The organism is Metabacillus flavus (genome assembly GCF_018283675.1).
Classification (GTDB): Bacteria; Bacillota; Bacilli; order Bacillales; family Bacillaceae; genus Metabacillus_B; species Metabacillus_B flavus.
This window is the reverse complement of record NZ_JAGVRK010000001.1, coordinates 3,127,042-3,138,960: the sequence shown is the minus strand read 5'-3', so window position 1 is coordinate 3,138,960 and position 11,919 is coordinate 3,127,042. Positions and strand designations below refer to the sequence as shown.

The window sequence follows — 11,919 nt, the reverse complement described above, 5'->3', positions numbered from 1 at the left end:
TTTGCGGCTGTCCGGTTTTTAATTCTTCATTTAGGATGTTTGATTTTAAATAGTTCATTTAAAAGCTCCCAGTTTTCAGGGAATGGCTCTCCAAGAACCCAATAAGCAACGCCGCGAAGTTTATAGTCCTGAACAAGCTTAAATTTAGCTCTGGCACTTTGTTCATTTTCAAACCAGACCACATGCTTTTTCCCATCGTCTCCTTTGTAGTAAAAGAAAGGAGATTGACTTTTATTGTCAAACTGAATTTCAGATCCTTTTGCTACGGCAAGATCTGCAGCTTCCTGAGGGGCAATTCGTTTAGCAAAGGAATTTCCTTTCTTGTACGGAAGGACCCAGTCATAGCCATAAAGCGGAGCACCCATGACAATCTTTTCTCTTGGAATTTCTGTCAGGGCATAATCAACGACCTTCTTTACTTGTTCAATCGGAGATACAGCCATCGGAGGTCCGCCTGACCATCCCCATTCATAAGTCATCAATATCACAAAATCTGCGAGCTCCCCATGGCGTTTGTAATCATGAGCACCATGCCATGGGCCAGCCTGGTCATTGCTCGTCTTGGGAGCAAGTGCTGTTGATACAAGGTAGCCTTCCTTTTGAACACGCGGAATGATGGTTTCCAGGAATCCGTTAAATAGGGCACGATCCTTTTCACGGATATGTTCAAAATCAATATTCAATGCTTTGTAGCCTTTAGCCTTCATCGTATCAAGCAGGCTCGTCATTAATTTTTCAGAGGCTTTTTTGTCTGTAAAAATTTTATGGGCGATATCCGGTGAAAAATTTCCATCCATAAAGTTTGTAAGGACGAGCATTGGAACTGTGGCAGTGTCTTTAACGGATGAGAGCGGCTTCTGATCATCCAGCGGGATCAGGCTGCCGTCTTCTTTCACCCTGTAGCTGAAAAAGGCGGTATAGGAAAGGAGATTTCCTGTATTGCGTATTTCTTTTGAGGCTGCATTTGGATCCACTGGCTCAAGGAATCCAATGGTTTCAATTTTCCGTTTTTTAAATTCTGTGTCAGAAGGATTGGTATCCTTCGTTTTGTTGCTGATTTGGTCAACGCGCGGTTTTTCATTTACCTGATTTGCTGAGCGCATCATTTTGTTTTTCGTTTCGCCGTCATTAGCGTTTCCGGTATTGCCCATGCATCCGGAGAGGAGCATGGTGAATCCTAGAAGGAAAAGGGTCATCCTCTTCATTCGGATCCCTCCTTTTTTTTCTTAGATTGTCTAACAGATGCTAATTTATGCATGGGTGATGAAGTGAAGGGAAAATAAGGTTTACATTCCTTTCCAGAATATTTTTCGTCAAATTTCTCTGGAAAATGGTATAGTATTAAAGGAGATTTACATAGTGTCGTGCACAGATTGAAGGAGGCAGCAACATGCAAATTGGATTAATCGGACTTGGAAAAATGGGCTATAATCTGGCTCTTAATATGAAAGATCATGGCTACGATGTCATTGCGAATGACGTAAGTGCAGAGGCACTTCAAGCCATACGGGGAGAAGGAATCGAGACGGCTGACAGCATTCAAATGCTTGCAGAAAAACTTCCTTCACCGAAAATTATCTGGATGATGGTTCCTGCAGGAGAGATAACAGAACATGTCATTCAGCAGGTATCCGCTCATATGAGTGAAGGAGATATCCTGATTGATGGCGGAAACTCCAATTACAAAGAAACAATCAGAAGGGGCCAGGAGCTCAAAGAAAAAGGAATATACTTCGTGGACTGCGGAACAAGCGGCGGAACAGAAGGCGCAAGAAACGGGATTTGCACAATGATCGGAGCTGAGCCTGAGGCATTCGCGGCGGTGGAGAAGCTGTTCCGTGATCTTTCAGTTGAAAACGGATATCTTCATGCAGGGAAGCCCGGAAGCGGCCATTTCCTTAAAATGGTTCACAATGGTGTGGAATATGGAATGATGCAATCCATTGCTGAAGGATTTGAAATTCTGGACAAAAGTGATTTTGATTATGATTACAAAGAGGTTTCACGAGTATGGAACAATGGATCGGTTATCCGCTCATGGCTCATGGAACTAATGGAAAATGCATTCTCTAAAGACCCGGAACTTGCAGGAATCCGCGGTGTCATGAACTCTTCGGGTGAAGGGAAATGGACAGTGGAAGCTGCGCTTGATTTCCAAGCTTCAGCTCCTGTTATTGCTATGTCATTGTTCATGAGATATCGTTCCCAGGAAAATGATACCTTCCACGGCAAGGTCGTTTCTGCGCTTCGAAATGAATTCGGCGGACACGCTGTAGTGAAAAGCGAAGAGTAAACATAAAAGCTGCTCCTATTAATCCGGGAGCAGTTTTTGTTTATCATGAAGGTAAAAAAGCACTTCCGCTTTTTTGTTATGTTTAGCAATATGAGCATGGGGTATTTTAATTACTAACATCAAATCAATGTTTTGAAAGGAGAATCACCCATGAATAAACGTAATGGATTAATTATTTCAGGTGTTGCTTTGTCAACTGCAGGTGTTGCCGCTACTGTCTACTTGAAAGATAGATCAAGACGCGAGAAAGTGACAGACGGAGTTAAACAAGCGCAGGACAAAGTCGTCTCCATGTTCTCAAAAAGCAAAAACAAAGAAGATGAAAACTTCCCGATTGATAAAGGCGGCAATCCGGATCCTCAGGATGTCGAAGATAACAAAATGGTTTCTGAAGGTGCACAGTACAGCGTCCAATACTACAATGACAACAAACAGCAGTAGTTCATTGGCAAACCTATCCTGAATTTAGGGTAGGTTTTTTTTGCTTTTATACTAGTACTTCTAACTAGACCCTTTGCATATATACTATTGAACTTAATTTTCACTGCGGAATTTTAAGTGGGGTATTCCAGTGCAATGGCATCCTCCCGCAAAGTAACCTGGCTTACCTCGTATTCCAAAAGTTTTATTCCTCAATCAAAAATTATTCCTATTACTATGAAGAAGGCTTAAGACTTCTTTTTCAATGTTTTTGGCGGATCCCAGGCTTGACGATCATAAAGCGGGGATCTTCCCGTTGGAAACGAATAGATAGCCAATAAAAAAAGTTCTAATGGTCTATCATACAAGCGCATGTTAAGTAAATGAATATATTAATAACAGGCTATGTTAAAGAATCAGGTTGATTTGAACATTTGTTGATTGGAGCGGCAGGCGTGAGGCTTTTGCAGGAAATCGGATTAGGGGAAACCCTCGCAGGCACAAAGGGCCGAGGAAGCTTCAAAACTACCCGCGGAATGATAACGACTGCAGCGTAAATCATCAGACAATTTAACAGAGCTTAATAATAAGGAAAGGGATGATAGGGAACTTTGAAACCACTTTCGGTTAAATATATTACGAAAATAATAGATGGAAATATAATACAAGGTTCTAATGACTTAATGATTGAGAATTGTGCTTACCGCCTGAAGCAAGTGAAAAGAAAAAACACCTTATTCTTTTCAAAAAAAATCGGTCTAAATTGGGAAAAAATGGAACAATACTTTCCTTTAGTAATTGTAATTGAAGAGTCTATAGAAATCAATAATAAAAAAACAAATATCTTAGGTTTAACAATCATTCAAGTAAAAGATTTACAAAAGGCTTTATGGAATTTCATTAAACATTATAGGGGATTATTTAATATTCCTATTATAGCGATTACAGGAACAAGTGGAAAAACAACCACCAAGGAAATGATAAAACATATATTAGAAGAGGATAAAAAGGTTGCGGCAACGAGCAGAAGTAATAATTCGCGTACCGCTCATCTTGAATACCTCCTCAACATTGATGATGAGACTGATGCCGCTGTTTTTGAGACTGCGGTTGGGGCACCAGGAGACATTTTGAATGCAAGTGAATATTTCGCTCCAACTATTGGTGTTATTACAAATATAGGTTCTCACCATTTGAACTTTTGCAAAACGGAAGAAGAGTATATTAATGCAAAAGGAGAAATGGTAAGAGCTGTTGGTGAAAATGGAGTATTGATCATTAATGCTGATGATTTGAATTGTAAAAAAATAAATTTAGAAAATTTTAAAGGGAAAATAGTAACAATAGGTATTCATTCAAATGCACACTTCAAAGCTTCCCATCTCAAATATAAGGATAATGGCATGGATTTTATATTAAATTATAAAGGTCACTATTACCCTATATTTGTTCCTGGTTTTGGCGAACATCAAGTATTTAATGCCTTAGCTGCAGTAGCTGCAGTAAAAAATATAGGGGGAAGTATCCCTAAGTCCATAGCTAGAATACGAACGTTTAAACCATTAAATAAACATCTTCAATTTTTTAATGGAAAGAACGGCTCGAAGATAATAGACGATACCTGGAGTTCAAATACCACGTCATTAGAAGCTGCATTAAAAGTTTTAAGTGCTGTAGGAAAAGATAAGAAAAAAGTAGCGATCTTGAGCAGCTTTACGGATTTAGGCAGTTGGAACTATATCATACATGAGCGAGCCGGAGAATTTATTGCTAAGACAGATATCGATGTTCTAATTACCCTCGGACCCATCTCAAAGTGGATGGCAAATCGCGCATTAGATCACGGATTTAATGGATTGCATTATTCTTTTGGGAATAGTGACCAAGTCGTTAATTTTCTAGAAAAGACGATTAATGAGAAAACTCTTATACTTGTTAAGGGTGATATGTATGCAAAAGTACCAAAAGAAATTGTTTCAAAGCTGATAGAAAGGGAGCCTTTTAATTAATATCGCTAATTACAAAAAATCAATGCCAAGTAACAAAAATGTTATTATGCCCCATCTGTGAACAGAAAATGACTGGTCTCAGGATAGATTATTTAAGATATGATGAAAGGAAAGTGATAAACAAGAGGTGACCTTTTTAATGAAGAATCATTCGGTAAATGTAATCGGTTCTCTAGTAGATAATGAAACACGCTGTACACATTACCATAGTCCGCTTGATATCATTGCGATCAAATTCTGGTGCTGCAAGGAGTATTATCCTTGTCACCTATGCCACGCGGAACATGCAGATCATAAGGCACAGGTCTGGCCAGCCGGAATGTTTGATGAGAAAGCCGTATTATGCGGAAAGTGCGGAAATGAACTGACGATCAATGACTATTTGGAATGCAGTTCTGTTTGTCCGGAATGCAAAGGATGCTTTAATCCGGGGTGCAGCGCTCATGCCGGTTTGTATTTCCAGATTCTTTGATTATTTTTCCTGTAGTGGTATAATAATAGAATATTACCAATATTTAAGTTTGCTAGGGGAGCCGGTAGTCCGGCTGAGAGGAAAACACATGAGTTTTTGACCCTTTAACCTGATCTAGTTCGTACTAGCGTAGGGAAGCGGCACTGTTCATATATGTATGTTCAGCCCATTTCCTTACGCGAAATGGGCTTTTTTGATGGAAAAAACCTTCACTGGGGGTGCCGATGCGGCTGAGAGAAGCGATTTCGCTTTAACCCTTAATACCTGATCCGGATAATGCCGGCGAAGGGAAGTGGTATGCAAATGCGTTTTATTGCAGCCGCTTCTCTTACAGAGGGCGGTTTTTTGCTGCTCTCAAATTGGAGGGAAACAGCAGATGGAATTTCACGTCGTTACAAATGGAAAGCTTGGATTCGATGAGATCATCCGATTTATGAAAATCGCAGGTTCAAAGATTGATTATCTCCACATAAGGGAGAAAGAAAAAACAGCTATGGATATTTATGAAGGTGTCCGATCTCTCATAGCGTCAGGCATTCCCGCGGAGAAATTGATTATGAATGACCGGGCAGATATTGCTTGGGCAGTCGGATTGACAAGGGTGCAGCTGGGATATAAAAGTCTTTCGCCTTCCGCGGTCAAATCGGCAGTTCCGGACATTCATGCCGGTCAATCGATTCATTCGCTCGAAGAAGCTATGATTGCTGAAAAGTCAGGAGCAGATTCAGTCCTTTTCGGACACCTCTTTGAAACCGGAAGCAAAAAAGGCCTGCTGCCGAAGGGAATTGAATCAGCAAAGAGACTGGCATGCAGGCTTTCCATTGATGTCCTCGTAATTGGAGGGATCAAACCTATGCATATTCAAACTTTGTCAGAAGGAAAGATTGCTGGATTCGCAGTCATGTCCGGAATTTGGGAGAGCAGCAGCCCGATCAGTGCAGTAGAAGAATATAGGAATGCAATTACGGCATGCAAGGAGGCGCGATTATGAAGGAATATGACATCTGTATAATTGGAGGCGGCGTAATTGGCTGTTCTATAGCATACGAGCTTTCCAAAAAAGGATACAAGGCAGCTATTTTTGAAAAAGGAAAAGCCGGCCAGGAAAGCTCAAGTGCTGCAGCGGGTCTTCTAGGTGTACAGGCAGAATGGGATGAATATGATCCGCTGTTTGACCTAGCGAGGGAAAGCAGAGAGATGTTCCCCGAACTTGCAGAAGAATTAAGAGATGTCTCAGGAATTGACATTGGCTATGAGGAGAAAGGAATTTATAAAATAGCCGAAACAGACGAAGAGCTTGCTCAGCTTGAAAAAACAGCGGCATGGCAGACAAGAACAGGAGAGCCTGTGCAGCTTATGACAAAGGATGAGATGAAAGAAAAAGAGCCGCTGCTATCAAATTCTGTTCTAGGAGGAGCCTATTACCCTAAGGATGGGCACGTCATCGCACCAGCATTAGCGAAGGCGTATGAGCACTCTGCTCTTCTTAATGGAGCAAAGATATTTGAACATGCCGCTGTTGATGAGGTATTGCTGGATAGCGGAAAAGCATCAGGAGTGAGAGCGAACGGCCAGATCTTCCAGTGTGGCAAGGTAATTATTGCAGCGGGGGCATGGAGCACTCCATTTTTAAAGCCTTTTAGTCCTTCAAGTGAAACGTATCCGGTAAAAGGAGAAATGATCAGTGTGCTGAGTAAAGAAAAACTGATCAGCAAGCCTTTATATAAAAATGGTTTTTATATCGTTCCTAAAAGAGGCGGCAGATACTTGGTCGGGGCTACAGTGAAGGAACGGGATTTTACTAAGGATGTTTCGCTTTCAGGGATGATGCATTTGATGGATACAGCAAAGCGGATTTTACCGGCGATTGCGCAAGCCGGCTTTGAAAAAGCATGGAGCGGGCTTCGGCCTCAAAGTGCCAAAGGGGCCCCTTACATCGAAGAACATGATGAACTGAAAGGACTTTATGCTTGTACCGGCCATTACCGCAATGGGATCCTGTTAAGCCCTGCTTCCGGAAAGGCCATGGCGGACTTAGTCGCAAAAGAATCAGCACCCATCGGGAGGTAATGCAATGAAGGTGAAAATTAATGGGAGCTGGACGGAAATTCCGGATTCGATCCGTTCGGTTGCCCAACTGGCCAAGCATTTGAATATTGATGGAAAACCAATCGTAATCGAAAAAAATGCACAAATCCTGGAAAAGGAAGCCCATCAGGATGAAGCTGTTGCACACGAAGATCATTTTGAGATCGTTACATTTGTAGGAGGCGGATAACATGCTGAAAATAGGACCCCTTTCATTTCAATCAAGACTGCTGCTTGGAACTGGAAAATATCCCAATTTTGATGTTCAAAAAAAGGCGATTGAAGAATCAGAAACAGAAATATTAACATTTGCGGTTAGAAGAATGGATATATTTGAAAGCTCCCAGCCTAACCTGCTGGAGAAGCTGGATTTGAACCGTTATTCTCTGCTTCCCAACACTGCTGGCGCTAAAACCGCGGGAGAAGCGGTGAGGATTGCGAAGCTCGCTAAAGCTTCCGGCCTTTGTACGATGATTAAGGTGGAAGTCATCGGAGACTTTCAGACGCTTCTTCCGGATCCTTTTGAAACGCTTAAAGCATGCGAAATCCTTTTGAAGGAAGGATTTATCGTCCTCCCTTACATATCGGATGATGTCATATTGGCAAAACGCCTTCAAGAAATGGGCGTTCATGCTGTTATGCCGGGTGCGTCACCAATTGGATCAGGAATGGGAATTGTCAATCCGCTCAATTTAAGTCTTATTATCGAGCAGGCTTCTGTTCCGGTTATCGTTGATGCAGGAATCGGGAGTCCGGCAGATGCAGCCCTTGCCATGGAAATGGGGGCGGATGGAGTTCTTCTTAATACAGCCGTGTCGGCTGCGAAGGATCCTGTTAGAATGGCCGCTGCCATGAAGCTTGCCATTCAGGCGGGTCATCTTGGACGGGAAGCGGGCAGAATTCCGAAGAAACGGTATGCAGCTGCAAGCAGTCCAAGTGAAGGAATGAGTGTCATTGAGTGACCGGTATTCAAGGCAGACACTTTTCTTCCCGAATGGGGAAAATGGACAGGCAGAAATCTCCTCAAAAACCGTTTTGTTAATTGGATGCGGTGCACTGGGAAGCGGAATAGCTGAAACTCTTGTCCGGGCAGGAACAGGCAAACTGATTCTTGTGGACCGGGATTATGTAGATGAGAGCAATCTGCAGCGGCAGCAGCTTTTTACAGAGCAGGATGTGGAAGAGCAGCTGCCGAAAGCGGAAGCTGCTAAAAGAAGACTGCAGCAAATCAATCATCTGCCAGAAATAGAAGCCTGCGTCATGCATGCAAGTCCTGCTTCCGTTGCTAGAATAATAACCGGTGTGGATTTAATCATGGATGGTACAGATAATTTCGAAACACGATGGATGATCAATGATCTGTCCCATCGTTACGGCATTCCGTGGATATACGGGGCGTGTGTTGGAAGCTACGGTTTATCCTGCACCTTTATTCCGGGAACCGGACCTTGCTTAGCGTGTCTGATGGGCAGTATGCCAATGGGAGGCGAAACGTGTGATACGGCAGGGATTATAGCTCCTGCTGTCAGTATGACCGTTTCTCATCAAACCGCTCAGGCATTAAAAATTCTGTCAGGAAACATCCACGCAGTCAGGACAGAGCTTTATTCATTTGACGTATGGAATAACAGTTATTCAGCATTAAAAGTGGAAAACATGAAGAAAATGAACTGTAAAACGTGCGGTTCTGATCCTGTTTATCCATATTTGAAGGATGAAAACACCGCGAGGACGGCCGTTCTTTGCGGAAGAAATACCGTCCAAATCAGGCCTCCCGAAGAGGTGGAAATCCGCTTTGATCATATCGCGGAGAGGCTTGCAGGAAAAGTGGAAAACCTCTCTTTCAATCCATTCCTGCTTTCCTTTACAAAAGGGCCATTCCGTCTGGTCGCTTTTAAGGATGGCAGAGTGCTGATTCACGGTACAAAAAAGACCGATGAAGCAAGATCATTATATAACCGCTACTTTGGTTAAAATAAGGAGCCGGCCTTTTGCCGGTTCCTTATTTTCTGTTATCCTCAATGTGTTTATTACCTTAAATAAACGCTTAATGATTCAGGAAAACGGGTAACAAATAAGATGTTTATGAAATCATTCATAGAAACAGGTGAGAAAATGATTCGTTTTGAAAGGGCGACAAAGGTTTATCCAGATGGCACAAAGGCAGTACATACGATGGATTTGGAAATAAAAAAGGGAGAATTCTTTGTTTTTATCGGTCCAAGCGGATGCGGTAAGACCACCACGATGAAAATGATTAACCGGCTGATTGATCCTTCAGACGGGAGTGTTTTCATTCAGGAGAAAAACGTTCAGGATTATGAAATTCATGAGCTGAGATGGAATATAGGCTATGTATTGCAGCAGATTGCCTTGTTTCCTCATATGACAATTGAAGAGAATATAGCAGTTGTACCTGAGCTGAAAAAGTGGAAATCAAATCAAATCAGAAAGCGGGTTGATGAACTTCTTGAAATGGTTGGGCTTGATCCTGACACATATAGAGGCCGGAAACCAAGCGAGCTATCGGGAGGACAGCAGCAAAGGATCGGAGTCGTCCGCGCCTTTGCGGCAGATCCTGATATTATTTTGATGGACGAACCTTTTAGCGCCTTGGATCCAATTAGCAGAGAAAAGCTTCAAAACGATATAGCAGATCTTCAAAAAAGAATCAAAAAAACAATCGTTTTTGTAACCCATGATATCCAGGAGGCTTTGGCACTTGGGGATCGCGTCGCTATTATGAAAGATGGTGAGCTGATTCAGGTCGATACACCAAATGGCCTTATTCAAAATCCGGCAAACGATTTTGTAAAAGAATTTATCGGTTCAAGAGCCGTTCCTGAGCGCAGGGTCCGTCAGGCGAAAATCGGCGAGCTTTCACATGCATTTAAAACGGTCCCTGCTGAGTTTCCTGACCCGCCGATTAACCATGATGCTTCTGTGCAAGAAGCAATTGAACGGTTAAGAGGCAAACCTGCTCTCGCCGTCGAAAAAGATGGGGCCATTATGGGCGTTATCACTTCAGAGGGTATGATGGAATACCTGGCTGAACAGCTCGGAATGGAGGGAGTAAAATGAACGCATTCATTACCACCTTCCAGGAGCGGCAGGACCAGCTGTGGACAGCCCTGCTCGAGCACATTCAAATATCGTTTATTGCACTCATCATTGCTGTGATTATTACGATTCCGCTCGGCATTCTATTGACGAGAAAAGCAAGGCTTGCTGAAGGAGTAATCGGAGTAACGGCTGTCTTGCAAACCATTCCTTCTCTAGCTTTGCTGGGACTCCTTATTCCGCTGGTAGGGATAGGGGTTGTACCGGTTGTTATTGCGCTCGTTATTTATGCACTCCTCCCGATTCTGCGGAATACGTATACCGGGATAAAAGAAGTCGATCCCTCTCTTGTTGAAGCAGCAAGAGCAATGGGAATGAACAACCGAAAACGCTTGTTCAAAGTAGAACTTCCGCTGGCATTGCCCGTTATTATGGCTGGAATCCGAACAGCTATGGTATTGATTGTCGGAACGACCACTCTTGCTGCATTGATTGGTGCAGGAGGACTCGGAAAGCTGATTCTTCTTGGGATAGACCGGAATGATAACATGCTGATTATTCTTGGAGCGATTCCCGCTGCCCTGCTTGCTATCTTTTTTGATGTATTGCTCAGACTTGCAGAAAAAGCTTCTACAAGAGGTTCAGCGAAGAAAGCAGGAATTGCAGCGCTGGTCATCGCTCTCATTATTGCTGTGCCGCTCGCCTGGGGATCAGGGAAAAAAGATATCGTGATTGCAGGAAAGCTTGGCTCTGAGCCTGAAATCCTTATCAATATGTACAAATTGCTGATTGAGCAGGACACGGATTTAGAAGTAGAGCTGCAGCCGAGTCTTGGCAAAACTTCCTTCCTTTTTAATGCTCTTGAGTCCGGAGAAGTGGATATCTATCCTGAGTTTACAGGCACAGCGCTCTCCACTTTCCTTAAAGAAGAACCGAAGGGCGGGGACGAAAAAGCCGTCTATGAGCAAGCGAAAAAAGGCATGATGGACCAATACAGTATGGCCTATTTAGAGCCGATGCAATTTAATAACACGTATACACTTGCTGTTCCAAAAGATACAGCAGAGCAGTATGATTTAAAAACCATTTCTGATCTAAAGCAAGTTCAGCAAAACATGAAAGTGGGATTCACCCTTGAATTTTCAGACCGGCAGGATGGATACAAGGGAATTCAAGAACTCTATGGAATTAAATTCCCGGCATTAAAGACGATGGAGCCGAAGCTTCGCTACAGTGCGATTAAATCCGGTGAAGTCAATCTGATTGATGCGTACTCTACCGACAGCGAACTGGCGCAATATAAACTCGTTACGCTAGAAGATGATAAGGGTTTGTTCCCTCCTTATCAGGGAGCCCCTCTTTTGAAACAGGAAACACTGGAAAAATATCCAGAGCTGGAGGAGCCGCTTAATAAGCTTGCTGGTCAAATTACGGATGATGAGATGAGAAACATGAATTATCTCGTAAACGTTAAAGGAGAACCAGCTGAAAAAGTAGCGAAGGATTATCTTCTTAAAACTAAGCTTCTAAAAAAATAACTGTACTAAGCCGTGCACAATCGCACGGCTTTTTTCTTT

12 protein-coding genes and 2 riboswitches are annotated in these 11,919 nt (G+C 42.7%); of the genes, 11 read left to right on the top strand and 1 reads right to left on the bottom strand.

The features are described 5' to 3' along the window. Positions 1–26: 26 nt before the first annotated feature. Positions 27–1,205, bottom strand: coding sequence for a glycosyl hydrolase family 18 protein (locus tag J9317_RS16105; RefSeq protein WP_249292204.1), 1,179 nt, complete (start codon positions 1,203–1,205; stop codon positions 27–29). A 185-nt stretch (positions 1,206–1,390) separates the two neighbouring features. On the opposite strand from J9317_RS16105, the gene gnd reads away from it, so the two are divergent. The 11 genes from gnd (at position 1,391) to J9317_RS16050 (ending at position 11,880) form a co-directional block, all read left to right on the top strand. Further along, positions 1,391–2,293, top strand: a complete 903-nt coding sequence (gnd, locus tag J9317_RS16100; protein WP_211560280.1) for a phosphogluconate dehydrogenase (NAD(+)-dependent, decarboxylating) — start codon at positions 1,391–1,393, stop codon at positions 2,291–2,293. A 150-nt stretch (positions 2,294–2,443) separates the two neighbouring features. Further along, positions 2,444–2,734: a hypothetical protein gene (locus J9317_RS16095; RefSeq protein WP_211560278.1), complete on the top strand. Its 291-nt coding sequence runs from the start codon at positions 2,444–2,446 to the stop codon at positions 2,732–2,734. Between the two features lie 590 nt (positions 2,735–3,324). Then, entirely contained in the window at positions 3,325–4,722 is a 1,398-nt protein-coding gene (locus J9317_RS16090; RefSeq protein WP_211560276.1) for a Mur ligase family protein, read from the top strand. 139 nt (positions 4,723–4,861) lie between these two features. Further along, positions 4,862–5,194 (top strand): CHY zinc finger protein, encoded by a 333-nt coding sequence (locus J9317_RS16085; protein WP_211560274.1) that lies wholly within the window; start codon positions 4,862–4,864, stop codon positions 5,192–5,194. Positions 5,195–5,238: 44 nt separating this feature from the next. Continuing rightward, a riboswitch (TPP riboswitch) is annotated at positions 5,239–5,347 on the top strand. A gap of 51 nt (positions 5,348–5,398) precedes the next feature. Further along, a riboswitch (TPP riboswitch) is annotated at positions 5,399–5,502 on the top strand. Between the two features lie 68 nt (positions 5,503–5,570). Beyond that, positions 5,571–6,185, top strand: coding sequence for a thiamine phosphate synthase (locus J9317_RS16080; protein ID WP_211560271.1), 615 nt, complete (start codon positions 5,571–5,573; stop codon positions 6,183–6,185). After that, positions 6,179–7,264, top strand: coding sequence for a glycine oxidase ThiO (gene thiO / locus J9317_RS16075; RefSeq protein WP_211562437.1), 1,086 nt, complete (start codon positions 6,179–6,181; stop codon positions 7,262–7,264). Before J9317_RS16080 ends, thiO begins: the two co-directional genes overlap by 7 nt. A gap of 4 nt (positions 7,265–7,268) precedes the next feature. Beyond that, the gene (thiS, locus tag J9317_RS16070; protein ID WP_211560269.1) at positions 7,269–7,472 is read left to right on the top strand and encodes a sulfur carrier protein ThiS; all 204 of its coding nucleotides are present in this window, start codon (positions 7,269–7,271) and stop codon (positions 7,470–7,472) included. 1 nt (position 7,473) lies between these two features. Then, positions 7,474–8,244, top strand: a complete 771-nt coding sequence (locus tag J9317_RS16065; RefSeq protein ID WP_211560267.1) for a thiazole synthase — start codon at positions 7,474–7,476, stop codon at positions 8,242–8,244. Beyond that, positions 8,237–9,256 carry a ThiF family adenylyltransferase gene (locus tag J9317_RS16060; RefSeq protein WP_211560265.1) on the top strand — a complete coding sequence of 340 codons (1,020 nt, stop codon included), beginning with the start codon at positions 8,237–8,239 and terminating at the stop codon, positions 9,254–9,256. Before J9317_RS16065 ends, J9317_RS16060 begins: the two co-directional genes overlap by 8 nt. Before the next feature lie 141 nt (positions 9,257–9,397). Next, the gene (locus J9317_RS16055) at positions 9,398–10,363 is read left to right on the top strand and encodes an ABC transporter ATP-binding protein (protein ID WP_211560263.1); all 966 of its coding nucleotides are present in this window, start codon (positions 9,398–9,400) and stop codon (positions 10,361–10,363) included. Further along, positions 10,360–11,880 carry an ABC transporter permease/substrate-binding protein gene (locus J9317_RS16050; protein WP_211560261.1) on the top strand — a complete coding sequence of 507 codons (1,521 nt, stop codon included), beginning with the start codon at positions 10,360–10,362 and terminating at the stop codon, positions 11,878–11,880. The genes J9317_RS16055 and J9317_RS16050 overlap by 4 nt, the downstream gene beginning before the upstream one ends. Positions 11,881–11,919 lie beyond the last annotated feature (39 nt).

Coding starts and splice junctions, on each gene's coding strand:
- J9317_RS16105 (WP_249292204.1), bottom strand. CDS start 1,205: ATGAAGAGGATGACCCTTTTCCTTCTAGGATTCACCATGCTCCTCTCC.
- gnd (WP_211560280.1), top strand. CDS start 1,391: ATGCAAATTGGATTAATCGGACTTGGAAAAATGGGCTATAATCTGGCT.
- J9317_RS16095 (WP_211560278.1), top strand. CDS start 2,444: ATGAATAAACGTAATGGATTAATTATTTCAGGTGTTGCTTTGTCAACT.
- J9317_RS16085 (WP_211560274.1), top strand. CDS start 4,862: ATGAAGAATCATTCGGTAAATGTAATCGGTTCTCTAGTAGATAATGAA.
- J9317_RS16080 (WP_211560271.1), top strand. CDS start 5,571: ATGGAATTTCACGTCGTTACAAATGGAAAGCTTGGATTCGATGAGATC.
- thiS (WP_211560269.1), top strand. CDS start 7,269: ATGAAGGTGAAAATTAATGGGAGCTGGACGGAAATTCCGGATTCGATC.
- J9317_RS16065 (WP_211560267.1), top strand. CDS start 7,474: ATGCTGAAAATAGGACCCCTTTCATTTCAATCAAGACTGCTGCTTGGA.
- J9317_RS16055 (WP_211560263.1), top strand. CDS start 9,398: ATGATTCGTTTTGAAAGGGCGACAAAGGTTTATCCAGATGGCACAAAG.
- J9317_RS16050 (WP_211560261.1), top strand. CDS start 10,360: ATGAACGCATTCATTACCACCTTCCAGGAGCGGCAGGACCAGCTGTGG.